18 protein-coding genes and 1 pseudogene are annotated in these 15,841 nt (G+C 54.2%); 12 read left to right on the top strand and 7 right to left on the bottom strand.

Annotated features, from left to right (window positions below; genetic code table 11):
* The first annotated feature begins 55 nt into the window (after nucleotides 1-55).
* Nucleotides 56-1,276: a bifunctional acetylornithine/succinyldiaminopimelate transaminase gene (gene argD / locus HED65_RS16395; RefSeq protein ID WP_189338750.1), complete on the top strand. Its 1,221-nt coding sequence runs from the start codon at nucleotides 56-58 to the stop codon at nucleotides 1,274-1,276.
* Here the strand turns inward: argD and HED65_RS16400 are convergent.
* Nucleotides 1,273-3,360 carry a YccS/YhfK family putative transporter gene (locus tag HED65_RS16400; protein ID WP_114979370.1) on the bottom strand — a complete coding sequence of 696 codons (2,088 nt, stop codon included), beginning with the start codon at nucleotides 3,358-3,360 and terminating at the stop codon, nucleotides 1,273-1,275. The two genes, argD and HED65_RS16400, sit on opposite strands and share 4 nt — an antisense overlap.
* A gap of 57 nt (nucleotides 3,361-3,417) precedes the next feature.
* Complete coding sequence (gene crp, locus HED65_RS16405; protein WP_000242758.1) at nucleotides 3,418-4,050, bottom strand: cAMP-activated global transcriptional regulator CRP; 633 nt, start codon at nucleotides 4,048-4,050, stop codon at nucleotides 3,418-3,420.
* Between the two features lie 311 nt (nucleotides 4,051-4,361).
* Here crp and HED65_RS16410 point away from each other — a divergent pair, with 311 nt between their 5' ends.
* Nucleotides 4,362-4,766 (top strand): OsmC family protein, encoded by a 405-nt coding sequence (locus HED65_RS16410; protein ID WP_114979383.1) that lies wholly within the window; start codon nucleotides 4,362-4,364, stop codon nucleotides 4,764-4,766.
* A 66-nt stretch (nucleotides 4,767-4,832) separates the two neighbouring features.
* Here the strand turns inward: HED65_RS16410 and HED65_RS16415 are convergent, their stop codons facing one another.
* Genes HED65_RS16415 through HED65_RS16430 form a run of 4 tightly spaced genes read right to left on the bottom strand, consistent with a single transcriptional unit; the run spans nucleotide 4,833 to nucleotide 8,897 of the window.
* Entirely contained in the window at nucleotides 4,833-5,702 is an 870-nt protein-coding gene (locus HED65_RS16415) for a phosphoribulokinase (RefSeq protein ID WP_114979371.1), read from the bottom strand.
* Between the two features lie 30 nt (nucleotides 5,703-5,732).
* A complete protein-coding gene (locus tag HED65_RS16420) occupies nucleotides 5,733-5,951 on the bottom strand; it encodes a YheU family protein (RefSeq protein ID WP_008503016.1) in 219 nt (72 codons plus the stop codon).
* Nucleotides 5,948-6,970, bottom strand: a complete 1,023-nt coding sequence (locus HED65_RS16425; protein ID WP_114979372.1) for a hydrolase — start codon at nucleotides 6,968-6,970, stop codon at nucleotides 5,948-5,950. The genes HED65_RS16420 and HED65_RS16425 overlap by 4 nt, the downstream gene beginning before the upstream one ends.
* Before the next feature lie 22 nt (nucleotides 6,971-6,992).
* Nucleotides 6,993-8,897 (bottom strand): ABC transporter ATP-binding protein, encoded by a 1,905-nt coding sequence (locus tag HED65_RS16430; RefSeq protein ID WP_114979373.1) that lies wholly within the window; start codon nucleotides 8,895-8,897, stop codon nucleotides 6,993-6,995.
* Nucleotides 8,898-9,035: 138 nt separating this feature from the next.
* On the opposite strand from HED65_RS16430, the gene kefG reads away from it, so the two are divergent.
* From kefG to slyD, 4 genes are all read left to right on the top strand, one after another.
* Nucleotides 9,036-9,587 carry a glutathione-regulated potassium-efflux system ancillary protein KefG gene (kefG, locus tag HED65_RS16435; RefSeq protein WP_014833523.1) on the top strand — a complete coding sequence of 184 codons (552 nt, stop codon included), beginning with the start codon at nucleotides 9,036-9,038 and terminating at the stop codon, nucleotides 9,585-9,587.
* Entirely contained in the window at nucleotides 9,587-11,392 is a 1,806-nt protein-coding gene (gene kefB / locus HED65_RS16440; protein ID WP_114979374.1) for a glutathione-regulated potassium-efflux system protein KefB, read from the top strand. Before kefG ends, kefB begins: the two co-directional genes overlap by 1 nt.
* A gap of 13 nt (nucleotides 11,393-11,405) precedes the next feature.
* Complete coding sequence (locus HED65_RS16445) at nucleotides 11,406-11,606, top strand: YheV family putative zinc ribbon protein (RefSeq protein ID WP_010436300.1); 201 nt, start codon at nucleotides 11,406-11,408, stop codon at nucleotides 11,604-11,606.
* Between the two features lie 94 nt (nucleotides 11,607-11,700).
* Entirely contained in the window at nucleotides 11,701-12,285 is a 585-nt protein-coding gene (gene slyD, locus HED65_RS16450) for a peptidylprolyl isomerase (RefSeq protein WP_114979375.1), read from the top strand.
* A gap of 51 nt (nucleotides 12,286-12,336) precedes the next feature.
* On the opposite strand, the gene HED65_RS16455 is transcribed toward slyD, so the two are convergent.
* Complete coding sequence (locus HED65_RS16455; RefSeq protein WP_008503009.1) at nucleotides 12,337-12,555, bottom strand: protein SlyX; 219 nt, start codon at nucleotides 12,553-12,555, stop codon at nucleotides 12,337-12,339.
* 238 nt (nucleotides 12,556-12,793) lie between these two features.
* Here HED65_RS16455 and fkpA point away from each other — a divergent pair, with 238 nt between their 5' ends.
* From fkpA to rpsL, 6 genes and pseudogenes are all read left to right on the top strand, one after another.
* Nucleotides 12,794-13,612 carry an FKBP-type peptidyl-prolyl cis-trans isomerase gene (gene fkpA / locus HED65_RS16460; RefSeq protein ID WP_114979376.1) on the top strand — a complete coding sequence of 273 codons (819 nt, stop codon included), beginning with the start codon at nucleotides 12,794-12,796 and terminating at the stop codon, nucleotides 13,610-13,612.
* 167 nt (nucleotides 13,613-13,779) lie between these two features.
* Nucleotides 13,780-14,502 carry a helix-turn-helix transcriptional regulator gene (locus HED65_RS16465; protein ID WP_003861697.1) on the top strand — a complete coding sequence of 241 codons (723 nt, stop codon included), beginning with the start codon at nucleotides 13,780-13,782 and terminating at the stop codon, nucleotides 14,500-14,502.
* Complete coding sequence (gene tusD / locus HED65_RS16470; RefSeq protein WP_114979377.1) at nucleotides 14,502-14,888, top strand: sulfurtransferase complex subunit TusD; 387 nt, start codon at nucleotides 14,502-14,504, stop codon at nucleotides 14,886-14,888. The genes HED65_RS16465 and tusD overlap by 1 nt, the downstream gene beginning before the upstream one ends.
* Nucleotides 14,888-15,247: a sulfurtransferase complex subunit TusC gene (gene tusC, locus HED65_RS16475; protein ID WP_114979378.1), complete on the top strand. Its 360-nt coding sequence runs from the start codon at nucleotides 14,888-14,890 to the stop codon at nucleotides 15,245-15,247. The genes tusD and tusC overlap by 1 nt, the downstream gene beginning before the upstream one ends.
* A gap of 7 nt (nucleotides 15,248-15,254) precedes the next feature.
* The gene (gene tusB, locus HED65_RS16480; protein ID WP_114979379.1) at nucleotides 15,255-15,542 is read left to right on the top strand and encodes a sulfurtransferase complex subunit TusB; all 288 of its coding nucleotides are present in this window, start codon (nucleotides 15,255-15,257) and stop codon (nucleotides 15,540-15,542) included.
* Between the two features lie 124 nt (nucleotides 15,543-15,666).
* Nucleotides 15,667-15,841: pseudogene (rpsL, locus tag HED65_RS22735) on the top strand (30S ribosomal protein S12); the annotation flags it as partial.

Consider the following 15,841-nt stretch of genomic DNA (forward strand, 5'->3'; position numbering starts at 1 on the left):
TATTTTGTGATTATATTTTCACAATCAATGTGGCATAAAAATGGATGGTCATGACATGGCAACTGAACAACCCGCAATTACCCGCGCAACATTTGATGAAGTAATCCTGCCGATTTATGCACCGGCTGAGTTTATCCCGGTAAAAGGAAAAGGCAGCCGCGTCTGGGATCAGCAGGGCAAAGAGTATGTTGATTTCGCGGGCGGTATTGCAGTAACGGCGCTGGGCCATTGCCATCCTGCCCTGGTTGAGGCGCTGAAAACTCAGGGCGAAACGCTCTGGCACACCAGCAACGTTTTTACCAACGAGCCGGCGTTACGCCTCGGCCGCAAGATTATTGATGCGACGTTTGCCGAGCGCGTGCTGTTCATGAACTCGGGCACCGAAGCCAACGAAACCGCCTTCAAGCTGGCGCGCTACTACGCAACCACGCGCCACAGCCCGTACAAAACCAAAATCATTGCCTTCCACAATGCCTTCCACGGACGCTCCTTCTTTACCGTCTCCGTCGGCGGCCAGCCGAAGTATTCCGACGGATTTGGCCCGAAACCAGCTGACATCGTCCATGTGCCGTTTAACGATCTGCATGCGGTGAAAGCAGTGATGGACGACCACACCTGCGCGGTTGTTGTCGAGCCGATCCAGGGTGAAGGCGGCGTGACGGCGGCTACCCCGGAATTCCTGAAAGGTCTGCGTGCGCTGTGCGATGAGCATCAGGCGCTGCTGGTGTTTGATGAAGTACAGTGCGGGATGGGACGTACCGGCGATTTGTTTGCCTATATGCACTACGGCGTGACGCCGGATATTCTCACCAGCGCCAAAGCGCTCGGCGGTGGTTTCCCGGTGAGTGCGGTACTGACGACTCAGGAGATTGCCTCCGCGTTCCACGTTGGTTCTCACGGTTCCACCTATGGCGGCAACCCGCTGGCGAGTGCCGTGGCGGGCGCGGCATTTGATATTATCAATACACCTGAGGTTCTGAACGGCGTCAGCGCGAAGCGCGAGCTGTTTGTGAAACACCTGCAGCAGATTGACGATCAGTTTGATGTGTTCAGCGAGATCCGCGGGATGGGGCTGCTGATCGGTGCCGAGCTGAAACCGCAGTACAAAGGTCGCGCGCGCGATTTCCTGCATGCCGCCGCCCGTGAAGGGGTGATGGTGCTGAACGCGGGACCGGACGTGATGCGTTTTGCACCGTCGCTGGTGGTAGAAGACAAAGACATTCAAGATGGATTAACCCGCTTTGCCGCGGCAGTTGAGAAAATCGTAAAAGGTTAATGCTCCGTACGCTTTAATATCCGCGTTAACCAAATCCCGTGATGCGGACGCTGACGCCATGCCACCGACGAAATGGTGTGCATGGTGCTCAGATGCCCGAGTACACGCTGCAAATGCTGCTCCAGGGTGCTCATTGGCCCGTGAGTCAGCGTGTCGGGCGCTTCCAGAATATTTGAATCCCCTGACTCTCCCGGTGCGTCATACTCCAGGCGCTGCTGACACCGCTGTAAGGCAATTTCACACGACTGTAAATAACGCTCCGCCAGGTCTGGCGTCAGCATTGTATGCTCACGCGCCAGCGTGGTCATGGCGTTAATATGCTCGACGATAAACTGGCTGTGTGTCACCCAGAGTTTCATATCCGCCAGATAGTGCGAGTTAAAGCCCGGCTCCTGCATCGCCTGGTTGAGCGAGTTAAACAGGGCATTGTGCGCCTGGTTGACCTTCATCCGCTGATACGCCAGTGGGGAGGGTTGCGGGTCGTCGCTCAGGATCAGACGAATGGCCTGCTGATCGGCCTCCAGTGCATCGTGGGCGTTCTGGCGTAGCAATCCGCTCTGCCATTGCGGCCACAGCCAGACCATGCCGCCAAAGGCAATCAGACAGCCAATCAGGGTATCGATCAGTCTGGCGACAATAAACTGTTCGCCATTGAGCGTGAGCAGTTGCAGGGTGTATACCGCCGTTACCGTAAAGCCCACCATCGCCCAGCCGTAGTTTTTGCGGATAATCAGGTAGCTTACCAGCGTAATTATCAGCATTCCCGCCAGGGTATAGCCTTCCGGCACGTGAAAGTGCAGCGTGACGCCTGCGATAATCAGCCCGGCCATCGTTCCGCCCGCCCGGTGCAGTATACGCACGCGCGTGGCGCCGTAGCCGTTCTGGGTGACAAACAGCACGGTCATTAAGATCCAGTAGGGTTTTGGCAGATGCAGCGCCATGCCCATCAGGCTGGCGGTACTGAGCATGACGCTAATCCGTGCGGCGTTGCGCAGAGCGGACGATTTAAGAGACAGATAGCTTCTGAGCGCCGGCAGTAACGGCAGACGTTTTTGTTTATCGGCCATGAGATCGCGGGGATAAAGCGGACGTTGCGTGCGCAACACACGGGCGATACGGCTGAAATGCCAGGCGGCAAACTGACCCACCGGGTTGTCCTCATGCTGGCGGGCAATTTTCTCCAGCGCGCCGAGCTGTTTTTCCATGTTAAAACGCGTGGGATAGCGGTGATATAAAATGTCATCAGCCAGCACTCTCAGACGCGCGGAGACGGTTTGCGCATTCCAGCGGATCACCGCTTCGGCATGACTGCGCTCGACCAGCTTTTGCACTTCCTGAGGATGGTGCAGGCTCACGGAAATATGCTCTTGCAGATCCAGCCCCACCTGGAAGATACGCAGCAGCCGTTTGTATTCGTGATTCTTGTTGGCGGCGAGCATATGCAGTTGCTGATAGCACTGGCTGATCAGATCCACCACCTTTTGCTGGCGTGTCAGCAGCGGCGGCAACGATTTTTCCGGATCGGTGTGCTGGGTAAGCAGGGTGTATTTGGCCTCGCAGTAATCAGCAAGCTGCACATAGAGCAGGCTCAATGATTCACGCAGGGGCTGTTCCCGCCACAGCCAGAACCAGAACCAGTTAAACAGCCCATACCACAGCGTACCCAGGGCGTAGATCAGGAGCGGCTCCCACACCGGCATGTTCCCCGCAAGGCTCAGCGTGAAGATGGCCGCAATCAGTGAGGCGGGAAGCAGGCGCGCATGAAGGGCGCTGATTTCGGCAGTGACGCCGAGCGTCATCGCCAGCACGGTCAGGATCAACGGCAGCGGAATATCGCGGGCCAGTAAAAGCTGCACGGCGAGGCTACAGCCAGCAAACAGCGAGCCGCCAATAATCAGACGTTTAAAAAAGCGCTTATGCGGTGTGTCCAGGCCGGCAATGTTGCAGCAGGCGGGCACAAGAGAAAACAGCAGACCTTGCTGAAGATGTCCAAGGATAAGGCCCACGGCCACAGGAAGACACAACACCAGCGTTTGTCGCAGTGCGTAGTTAACTTCCGGGTGATAAATCAGCCTGCGCCACATGGGGAAGAAAGACAAAAACGGCGTGACACCTTGCGATGGCACGCCGTCTGAGTGGAATTAACGCGTTCCGTAGACCACGATGGTTTTACCATGGGCGGAGATCAGGTTCTGATCTTCCAGCATTTTCAGAATACGGCCCACTGTTTCACGGGAGCAGCCGACGATCTGGCCGATCTCCTGACGGGTAATTTTAATCTGCATGCCATCAGGGTGGGTCATCGCATCAGGTTGTTTTGCCAGGTTCAGCAGAGTCTGTGCGATACGGCCGGTAACGTCCAGGAAGGCGAGGTTACCCACTTTCTCGGATGTTACCTGCAGACGGCGAGCCATCTGGGAAGAAAGACGCATCAGGATATCAGGGTTAACCTGAATCAACTGACGGAATTTCTTGTAAGAAATTTCAGCCACTTCACATGCTGTCTTTGCGCGAACCCAGGCGCTACGTTCCTGGCCTTCTTCAAACAGGCCCAGTTCACCGATGAAATCGCCTTGGTTCAGATAAGAAAGGATCATCTCTTTCCCTTCTTCATCTTTGATCAGCACTGCCACCGAGCCTTTTACGATGTAATACAACGTTTCCGCTTTTTCACCCTGGTGAATCAGCGTGCTCTTCGATGGGTACTTATGAATGTGGCAATGAGACAAGAACCATTCGAGAGTCGGGTCTGTTTGCGGTTTGCCAAGCACCATGCGCTGTTATCCTCTGTTATAAGCTGTCACCAGAGTCATCAGATGCATCCGGACTCTGGGGTTGCAATCGAATTCTTACCCATACCCTGGGAAGTCGGCTATCGTAACGTTTCGCAGCCAGTAAAGTTTGATGTCCTCTGCATACATGTGTAACGTCAATGTATTACTGTAGCATCCTGAGTGTTTTAGCATAGCTTTCGCCGCGTGTCTCCTGGTGTCTCGCTTCAGCATGATGCAGGTCGCCTTCCATTGCGAGAAATGTAACGCACACGTAATCTGTCACCAAAAATGCAACGTTGGAGTTAATGAATATGCAAGCGCGCGTGAAATGGGTTGAAGGGTTAACATTCCTGGGCGAGTCCGCTTCAGGACACCAGGTTTTGATGGATGGTAACTCCGGCGATAAAGCGCCAAGCCCGATGGAGATGGTATTGATGGCTGCTGGTGGATGCAGCGCAATTGATGTGGTGTCGATTCTGCAGAAAGGTCGTCAGGATGTGACGGATTGCGAAGTTAAACTCACGTCGGAACGCCGTGAAGAGGCGCCACGCCTGTTCACCCATATTAACCTGCACTTTGTGGTCACCGGTAAGGAACTGAAAGACGCGGCAGTTTCGCGTGCGGTGGACCTGTCTGCCGAGAAGTACTGCTCTGTGGCGTTAATGCTGGAGAAAGCGGTAAAAATCACCCATTCGTATGAAGTGATCGAGGCGTGATTGGTGGGGCATCGTGCGTGTAGATGCCCTCACCCTAACCCTCTCCCGTTGGGAGAGGGAATATGATCACGCGATCTGCTTCCCTTCCATCAACCGCTTCACCAGCGGCGTCATGATGAGTTCCATCGCCAGCCCCATTTTCCCGCCCGGCACCACCAGGGTATTCATGTGGGAAATGAACGAGCCCTGCAACATCGCCAGTAACCACGGGTAATCAATGCCTTCGAGGTTGCGGAAATGGATCACCACAAAACTCTCATCCAGCGACGGGATGCTTTTTGCCGCGAATGGGTTAGAGGTGTCAACTGTCGGTACACGCTGGAAGTTAATATGGGTACGGGAGAACTGCGGCGTCAGGAAATTAATGTAATCGTCCATGGAGCGCACCACTGAGTCCATCACCGCTTCTCGCGAATGGCCGCGCTCGCTCATGTCTCGTGTCAGCTTCTGGATCCACTCCAGGTTAACGATCGGTACCACGCCAACCAGCAGATCCACATGGCGCGCCACGTCGTGATGGGGGGTTACCACGCCGCCATGCAGTCCTTCGTAAAACAGCACGTCGGTGGGTTCCGGCAGGGGTTGCCACGGGGTAAAGGTGCCCGGTACCTGGTTCCATGGCACGGCTTCATCGTAAGTATGCAGATACTTGCGTGATTGCCCTGTGCCGCTCTTGCCATATTCGACGAAGGTTTGCTCCAGCAGGCCGAAGTCATTGGCTTCCGGGCCAAAGTAGCTGATGTGTTTACCCAGATCGCGCGCTTTACGGATGGCCATGTCCATCTCCGGGCGCGTATAGCGGTGAAAGCTGTCGCCTTCGACCTCCGCCGCACGGAGATTCAGTTGGGCAAAAATCTTGCGAAATGCGAGGCTGGTGGTGGTGGTTCCCGCACCACTCGACCCCGTAACGGCAATAACCGGATGTCTGGCAGACATAGCAACTCCCTGACTGGAAAGGTTGAAAGATCAGCCGTGAAACGCGTTGCGGGGCATGATATTGACCGTCTCATGCAGTTCTGACCATACCAGCACCACGTCGCCGCTTTTGAGCTGGCGCTTTACATCGTTGACCTTTTGCTCAAGCGAGCGTTCTTGCTCACCATAATCTGTGCCTTCGCGTAATACAAAGCTTTCAATCAGATTATCGAGCGTTTCGGGAGCCAGATCCTGCCAGGGAATGATCATTTTGCACCATCCAGATACGGGGTTAACCAGTCAGGAATACGCGTCTCAAGCCACATTTTAGGGCGACGCAGTGTGCCACCGATAAACCCGACGTGGCCGCCATGCTCCGTCAACTGATAGTGAACGTTGTCGGGCAGGAATTCCTGAGCGGGAATCGAATGATGATCCATAAACGGGTCATCTTTGGCATGAATGATCAGTGTCGGCTGTGTAATCTTGCTGAGCAGCGGCATGGCGCTGCACTGACGATAGTAGTCAATCGCGTCGGCAAAGCCGTGAATTTTTGCGGTGATCAGATCGTCGAATTCGCGAATGCGGCGCACTTTTTTTAACTGACGCAGACTTACCGGAAGCGTCTCCGGGTAGGCTTTCAGTTTGCGCGCTGCGTTGGCTTTCAGCAGGTTAAGCAGGTAGCGCTGATAGACGCGGGAAAAGCCTTTATCCATATGATAGCTACACTGCTCCAGCATAAATGGTGCAGAGACAATGACGGCGGCATCCAGCGGGACGCTTTCGCCCTCTTTGGCCAGCAGACAGGCCAGCATATTCCCGCCCAGCGAGTAGCCCACGGCGGCGGTAGGCACAGTGCCAAAGTTTTCCCGCAACCAGTGTAAAAACCACGTACCGTCCTCAGTTTCACCCGAGTGATAGATGCGATTCTGACGATTTGGCTCGCCGCTACAGCCACGAAAATGCATCACCACACCGAGCCAGCCACGGGCTTTTGCCGCCTGGATTAACCCATGCGCATACGGGCTATGCAGGCTGCCCTCAAGACCGTGAAAGACCACCAGACGCGGCTTATGGCGAGCCTGTTCCGGCTCCTCGCTCCAGGCGAGGTCCAGAAAGTCTCCGTCCGGTAAATCCAGCCGTTGCCAGTGCGGGGTGAACTGAACCTTGCGACGGATAAGCCGTGGCAGCATGGTCTGCAGGTGGCGATTTGACACGCCGCGCATGGGCACGAACTCAGCGCTCTCTTCAGTAGCTATGTCGAAGTCTGATGGAATGATTTGGGTCATAACGATGCGATGCTAATTCATGTCAGTTATTTACTATAATCGCTTCCAGCTGTTCCTGAGCGTCCAGCCACGCCATCTCGCACTCTTCGAGGCTGGATTTCGTTTTGGCCTGAGTTTGCAGACAGTCAGTCAGCTCGGCTTTGCGGCTCTGGTCATACAGACCGCTGTCGCCCAGCTTCTCTTCAACGGTAGCGAGTGTAGCATTAAGTTTTTCCATCTCTTTTTCGAGACGGGCGATCTCTTTGCGTAGCGGCTGTGTCTGGGTGCGAAGTTCCGCTTCGCGGCGCTTTTGATCTTTACGGGCCTGCGCGCTGTTGGCGTTCTCTTTCGTGGACTCTTCTGGCTGGTTTTCCTGCTTCTGCACGTCGGTCAGCCACTGCTGGTAGTCTTCCAGGTCACCGTCGAACGGTTCAACTTTGCCGTCATGCACTAAGTAGAGATCGTCGGTGGTGGAGCGGATCAGGTGGCGATCGTGCGAGACGACAACCAGTGCGCCTTCAAACTCAATCAGCGCTTCAGTCAGCGCCTGACGCATGTCGAGATCCAGGTGGTTAGTCGGTTCATCAAGAAGCAGCAGGTTCGGGCGCTGCCAGACGATCAGTGCCAGCACCAGACGGGCTTTTTCGCCACCGGAGAAGCGTTCGGTGTTTTCGGTGACCTTATCCCCCTGGAAGCCAAAGCCGCCGAGGTAGTCACGCAGTTTTTGCTCCATCTCCTGCGGCGCCAGACGCGCGAGGTGCTGAATCGGGGATTCATCAGCGCGTAAAAATTCCAGCTGATGCTGGGCGAAGTAACCCAGCTTGATGCCCTTTGCCAGGCCGATTTCACCGCTTACCGGGTTAAGTTCTCCCGCCAGCAGTTTAATCAGTGTCGATTTACCGGCACCGTTGCGCCCCAGCAGACCAATACGTGAACCTGGCACCAGATTGAGCTTAATGGAGTCGAGAATAGTGCGATCGCCGTAGCCCGCGCTGACTTTTTCCATCTTCAGCAGTGGGTTTGGCAGGCTTTCCGGCGCGCGGAAACTGAAATGGAACGGGTTATCCACGTGCGCCGGGGCAATCATCTCCATGCGTTCCAGCATTTTGATGCGGCTCTGGGCCTGTTTCGCTTTTGACGCTTTGGCCTTGAAGCGATCCACAAAGCTTTGCAGATGCGCCACGCGCTGCTGCTGGCTTTCATACATGGACTGCTGCTGGGCAAGACGCGTCGCGCGCTGGCGCTCGAAGGAGCTGTAGTTGCCGGTGTACTCGAACATCGTTTGCTGTTCGATATGAATGATTTTATCCACCACCGGGTCGAGGAAGTCGCGGTCGTGGGAGATCAGAATCAGAGTGCCCTGATAGCTCTTGAGCCACTTCTCCAGCCAAATAACCGCATCGAGATCCAGGTGGTTCGTCGGTTCATCAAGCAACAATAGATCAGAGCGGCAGATCAGTGCCTGCGCCAGGTTGAGGCGCATACGCCAGCCGCCCGAAAAGTCGCTGACCGGGCGTTCCAGCTGTTCATTGCTGAAGCCCAGGCCGTGCAGCAGGCTGGAGGCGCGGGAACGAATGGTCCATGCGTCGATGGCGTCCAGCTTGCCGTGAACGGTGGCGATGGCGTGACCGTCGTTGCGCTCGTTAGCGGCGTTAAGTTCCGCTTCCAGCTTACGGTATTCACGGTCACCGTCGATAACATAGTCGAGTGCCGGTTCGCTCAGGGCGGGCGTCTCCTGGTTAACCCAGGCAAGCTGCCAGTTCCCCGGGAAGGTAAAGTTACCGCCATCCGCGCTAATCTCGTTTTTCAGCAGCGCCAGCAGAGTGGATTTACCACAGCCGTTTTTGCCGACCAGACCCACTTTTTGGCCTGGGTTGATGGTTGCAGTGGCGTTATCCAGCAGGACGCGCACGCCGCGACGAATTTGTAACGAGGAGAAAACAATCATAGAAGCGCCGTATGTTCCGACTATGTTAATTTGTCATTATGATAATGTAAGGTGTGGGCCATTTTCCGCACCGGGCCGCCATGGTAGCCCAAAACAACGACGATACACAAAAACAGAAACAAGACCGGGAGGGGAATGATGTCTCAGACAGCAAAAGTGCTGCTGCTGTATGCCCATCCGGAATCTCAGGACTCGGTGGCAAACCGGGTGCTGCTTAAGCCGGCCACACAGCTCAGTAACGTGACGGTGCACGATCTTTACGCGCACTATCCTGATTTCTTTATTGATATTCCTTATGAGCAGGAACTACTGCGTCAGCACGACGTCATTGTGTTCCAGCATCCGCTTTATACCTATAGCTGCCCCGCGCTGCTCAAAGAGTGGCTGGACCGCGTGCTGAGCAGGGGATTCTCCAGTGGGGTAGGGGGCAACCAACTGGCGGGAAAGTATTGGCGTAGTGTTATTACCACCGGTGAACCGGAAAGCGCATACCGTTATGACGGGCTGAACCGCTATCCGATGAGTGACATCCTTCGTCCATTCGAACTGACGGCAGCGATGTGCCGTATGCACTGGATGAGCCCGATTATTATCTACTGGGCGCGGCGTCAGGATCCGAAAGAACTGGCAAGTCATGCCAGAGCGTACGGTGAATGGCTGGCATCACCGATTCCGGCAGGAGGTCGTTAATGGAAGGATCGAATCTGCTCCTTGCCGGAGTGCTGTTTTTATTTGCGGCCGTCGTCGCGGTTCCGCTTGCTGCACGTATTGGAATAGGTGCAGTGCTGGGCTATCTGCTGGCAGGGATCGCGATTGGCCCCTGGGGACTTGGATTCATCAGCGATGTGGATGAAATCCTCCATTTCTCCGAGCTGGGTGTGGTGTTCCTGATGTTCATCATCGGCCTGGAACTTAACCCCTCTAAATTGTGGCAACTCAGACGCTCTATCTTTGGTGTGGGTGCCGCGCAGGTGCTGTTCAGCGCCGCGATTCTGGGTGGTCTGTTAATGCTGACCAACTTCTCCTGGCAGGCGGCGGTGATCGGTGGGATAGGTCTTGCGATGTCGTCGACGGCAATGGCACTCCAGTTGATGCGCGACAAAGGGATGAACCGTAGCGAAGCAGGGCAACTGGGTTTTTCGGTGCTACTGTTTCAGGATCTGGCGGTGATCCCTGCGCTGGCGCTGGTGCCCCTGCTGGCAGGCTCCGGCGACGATCACTTTGACTGGGCTAAAATCGCCATGAAGGTGCTGGCCTTCGCCGGTATGTTGATTGGCGGACGTTTCCTGTTACGCCCTGTGTTCCGCTTTATTGCCGCGTCGGGCGTACGTGAGGTGTTCACCGCTGCGACGCTGCTGCTGGTGCTGGGATCGGCGTTGTTTATGGATGCGCTGGGGCTGTCGATGGCGCTCGGGACCTTCATTGCCGGGGTACTGCTTGCCGAGAGCGAATATCGCCACGAACTGGAAATTGCCATCGATCCTTTCAAAGGGCTGCTGTTAGGGCTGTTCTTTATTTCGGTGGGCATGGCGCTGAATCTGGGTGTGCTATATACCCATCTGCTGTGGGTGGTGGTGAGCGTGGCCATCCTGGTGGCGGTGAAAACGCTGGTGCTGTACGCCATGGCGCGCATTTACGGCTTGCGCAGTTCGGAACGCATGCAGTTTGCCAGCGTGTTAAGCCAGGGAGGCGAGTTCGCGTTTGTGCTGTTTTCTACCGCCTCCTCCCAGAAGCTGTTTAAAGATGATCAAATGGCTCTGCTGCTGGTGACGGTCACGCTGTCCATGATGACCACGCCGCTGTTGATGAAGCTGGTGGATAAACTTCTGTCACGCCGTCTGAATCCTGCTGACGATGAAGACGAAGCGCCGTGGGTGGAAGACGATAAGCCGCAGGTGATTGTGGTGGGCTTTGGCCGTTTCGGACAGGTTATCGGACGTTTGCTGATGGCGAACAAAATGCGCATTACGGTGCTGGAGCGTGATATCAGCGCGGTTAATCTGATGCGTAAATATGGCTACAAGGTGTATTACGGCGATGCGACCCAACTTGAGCTACTGCGCTCGGCGGGAGCGGAGGCAGCAGAGTCCATCGTGATTACCTGTAACGACCCGGAAGACACGATGAAGCTGGTGGAGCTGTGTCAGCAGCATTTCCCGCATCTGCATATTCTGGCGCGTGCGCGGGGACGTGTTGAAGCTCACGAATTGTTGCAGGCGGGTGTGAAACACTTCTCCCGTGAGACGTTCTCCAGTGCGCTGGAGCTAGGCCGCAAAGCGTTGATCTCGCTCGGTATGCATCCACATCAGGCGCAGCGCGCTCAAATGCACTTCCGCCGGCTGGATATGCGAATGCTGCGTGAGCTGATGCCGGTACATACGGATACCGCGCAGATCTCCCGCGTGCGGGAAGCGCGTCGCGAGCTGGAGGAGATTTTCCAGCGAGAGATGCAACTGGAACGACGCCAGCTTGATGGCTGGGATGAATTTGAATAAAGGGTAACGAAAGATGGCTGTACGTAAACGCTTTATTGCGGGTGCAAAATGCCCGACCTGCCAGGCGCAAGATACTCTGGCGATGTGGCGGGAAAATAATATTGATGTTGTTGAGTGTGTTAAGTGCGGTCACCAGATGCGTGAGGCCGATAAAGAGGCCCGCGATCACGTTCGCAAAGAAGAGCAAGTGATCGGGATTTTTCATCCGGACTAGCGATATGCCCTGAGTTTTTTTAAGCTAAAGGGTACACGGGTGCAGATTTCCGCTACAATCTGCGCCAGCAATTTTCCCACGCTCAGGAGATATCATGAAAGTAGCAAAAGACCTGGTGGTCAGCCTGGCCTATCAGGTACGTACAGAAGACGGTGTGTTGGTTGATGAGTCTCCGGTGAGTGCGCCGCTTGACTACCTGCATGGTCACGGTTCCCTGATTTCCGGCCTGGAAAACGCGCTGGAAGGTCATGAAGTTGGCGACAAATTTGATGTTGCTGTAGGCGCGAACGACGCTTACGGTCAGTATGATGACAACCTGGTTCAGCGCGTTCCTAAAGATGTGTTCATGGGCGTTGACGAACTGCAGGTTGGCATGCGCTTCCTGGCTGAAACTGACCAGGGTCCGGTTCCTGTTGAGATCACTGAAGTGGAAGATGACCACGTTGTGGTTGACGGTAACCACATGCTGGCTGGCCAGAACCTGAAGTTCAACGTAGAAGTTGTTGCGATCCGTGAAGCAACCGAAGAAGAGCTGGCTCATGGCCACGTTCACGGTGCACACGGTCACGACCATGACCACGATCACGGCCACGACGGCTGCTGCGGTGGCCACGATCACGACCATGGTCACGACCACGGTAAAGGTGGTTGCGGTAACGGCGGCTGCGGTTGCCACTAATTCCGCCATGCGGAAAATAAAAAAGCGGGATAATCCCGCTTTTTTTACGCCTCAATAATGAGGTGGTGGCGTCTCTTCTGACTGAGAGGCAATGTTCGACGGCTGCGTGGCCTTCAGCTTTTCCGTCAGCAGGCGCATATGATCCCGCAGTTTTGCCATTTCGAGTTCATGTGCAGTCACGGTCTGGTTTAGCTCTTCGATGGTGATGTCCTGAAAAGCCAGGCGGCTTTCCAGCTCAGCCATTCTCGCTTCTATTGTTGTATCCTTCATCATTCACCTCGTTTATTTCAGATTCACCATAATGGCCCAGCGGCGGCGCAGTTTAACTGAGTTTATCCTTAAGTACAGTCTGCATCCCTTTGGCAGGAAACTTATTTAAACAAAAATAGTCTGAAAAGTGGCGAGAATTGGAAGTGTCTGTCTGTAGATTTCTTCCGCAACGTTTTATAGTACGTAACTCATTTACGTTTAACGCTGGGGTGAGAGTCCCCAGGCCCTGGAGATATGGATGAAATCACTGTTTAAAGTAACGCTGCTGGCGACGACGATGGCTGTTGCGCTGAACGCGCCGCTGTCATTCGCTGCTGATACTGCTGCGAAGCCTGCTGCCACTGCAGACAGCAAAGCGGCGTTCAAAAATGACGACCAGAAATCCGCCTACGCACTCGGCGCATCTCTGGGTCGTTACATGGAAAACTCTCTGAAAGAACAAGAGAAACTGGGCATCAAACTGGATAAAGCTCAGCTGATCGCGGGCGTTCAGGACGCATTTGCTGATAAGAGCAAGCTGTCTGACCAGGAAATCGAACAGACTCTGCAGGCGTTCGAAGCGCGTGTGAAAGGTGCCGCTCAGACTAAGATGGACGCGGACGCTAAAGAAAACGAAGCCAAAGGCAAAGCCTATCGCGATACCTTTGCTAAAGAGAAAGGTGTGAAAACTTCCTCTACTGGCCTGGTGTACAAAGTTGAGAAAGAAGGCACCGGCGATGCGCCTAAAGACAGCGACACTGTAGTCGTGAACTACAAAGGTACGCTGATCGACGGTAAAGAGTTCGATAACTCTTACACCCGTGGTGAGCCGCTCTCCTTCCGTCTGGATGGTGTGATCCCTGGCTGGACTGAAGGCCTGAAAAACATCAAGAAAGGCGGCAAAATCAAGCTGGTTATCCCACCAGATCTGGCGTATGGCAAAACCGGCGTTCCGGGTATCCCTGCCAACTCTACACTGGTCTTTGACGTAGAGTTGCTGGATATCAAACCGGCACCGAAAGCGGACGCTAAAGCAGATGCACCGGCTGACGATAAAGCCGCTGCTGCTAAGAAGTAATGCTGAAAAAAAACCGCCGCCTTTAAGGCGGCGGTTTTTTTATTATGGGGCAGATATAATTAACACTGGAAAGCGTTATACCCGCTGTATTAATTTAGTTGTCCGTGTAGATAATGAGCCTGCCCTGAAAACCTAACGACAGGCTCCTGAAAAGGAGTGTTTTTTTCATGTCCAGGTCGCTTTTAACCAACGAAACCAGTGAACTTGATTTGCTGGATCAACGTCCTTTTGACCAGACCGACTTCGATATTCTGAAATCGTATGAAGCGGTGGTGGACGGGTTAGCGATGCTCATTGGCTCCCACTGCGAAATCGTATTGCACTCCCTGCAAGATCTGAAGTGTTCCGCCATCCGCATTGCTAATGGTGAGCATACTGGCCGTAAAATTGGTTCGCCAATCACCGACCTTGCATTGCGTATGTTGCATGACATGACCGGCGCGGACAGCAGCGTCTCCAAATGCTATTTCACCCGCGCCAAAAGTGGCGTGCTGATGAAATCAGAAACCATCGCGATTCGAAACCGCGAGCATCGTGTGATTGGGTTGCTGTGCATCAACATGAACCTTGATGTGCCATTCTCGCAAATCATGAGCACCTTTATTCCACCAGAAACGCCAGATGTTGGCTCTTCTGTTAACTTTGCCTCTTCTGTTGAAGATCTTGTAACTCAGACGCTTGAGTTCACTATTGAAGAGGTGAATGCTGACCGCAACGTATCGAACAACGCCAAGAATCGCCAGATTGTGCTGAATCTCTATGAGAAAGGGATTTTTGATATTAAAGACGCCATTAACCAGGTGGCCGATCGTCTGAACATCTCCAAGCACACAGTTTACCTCTATATTCGCCAGTTCAAGAGCGGTGATTTCCTGGGGCAAGACAAGTAATGCGTTATGCCTTAATGGTGACAGGCCCGGCGTACGGTACTCAGCAGGCCAGTAGTGCGTTGCAGTTTGCGCATGCGCTGTTGAAGGCCGGACATGAACTGGTGAGCGTCTTCTTTTATCGGGAAGGGGTGTATAACGCGAACCAGTTTACGTCACCGGCGAGTGATGAGTTTGACCTGGTGCGTGCCTGGCAGGCATTAAACGAAAAGCAGGGCGTTGAACTGCATATCTGCGTGGCGGCGGCACTGCGCCGTGGCGTGGCTGATGCATCTGAAGCTGAGCGTCTGGGTTTATCGGGTTCTAACCTGCAGCCCGGATTTTCGTTGAGTGGTCTGGGTGCACTGGCACAGGCAGCATTAACCTGCGACAGAGTGGTGCAATTCTGATGAAGCGCGTCGCGTTTGTTTTTTCCTCAGCTCCGCACGGCAGTGCGTCTGGCAGAGAAGGGCTGGATGCGTTGCTCGCGACATCAGCGCTGACCGAAGATATCGGCGTCTTCTTTTTGGGCGACGGTGTATTTCAGCTTCTGGCGGGGCAACAGCCGCAAGCCATTCTGGCGCGCGATTACATCGCGACGTTCAAAGTGTTACCGCTGTACGATATAGAAACGTTCTATGTCTGCGCGGACTCACTGGCTGCACGTGGTTTAAACGATGTAGCGTCTTTCGTGCTGGATGTGACGTGCCTGTCTTCCACTGCATTGCGCGAGCATCTTTCCCACTACGACACCGTTCTGACTTTCTGAGGCTGCCATGCTCCATACCCTAAGCCATTCACCCTGGCAGTGTGATATCGACGCGTTATTGAGTATGCTTCGCGAAGGTGATGACCTGCTGCTGCTCCAGGACGGCGTACTTGCCGCGATTGACGGCAGTCGTTTCGTTGAAATCCTCAGTAATGCCCCCATAACAGTCTCTGCGCTGAAAGACGATCTTGATGCGCGGGGTCTTTCTGGTCAAATTTCAGCCAAAGTTGACGTGGTTGGCTATACTGATTTCGTCAATCTTACTGTGAAGCATGCCAGTCAAATGAACTGGTGATTTGAGATCGCTGTATATTTCTTGACACCTTTTCGACGTAGCCCTAAAATTTCGCGTCCTCATATTGTATGAGGTCGATTTATTACGTGTTTACGAAGCAAAAGCTAAAACCAGGAGCTATTTAATGGCAACAGTTAACCAGCTGGTACGCAAACCACGTGCACGCAAAGTTGCAAAGAGCAACGTGCCTGCGCTGGAAGCCTGCCCGCAGAAACGTGGTGTATGTACTCGTGTATATACCACCACTCCTAAAAAACCAAACTCCGCACTGCGTAAAGTATGCCGTGTGCGTTTGACTA

It is taken from the genome of Pantoea sp. LS15, from assembly GCF_012241585.1.
Classification (GTDB): Bacteria; Pseudomonadota; Gammaproteobacteria; order Enterobacterales; family Enterobacteriaceae; genus Enterobacter.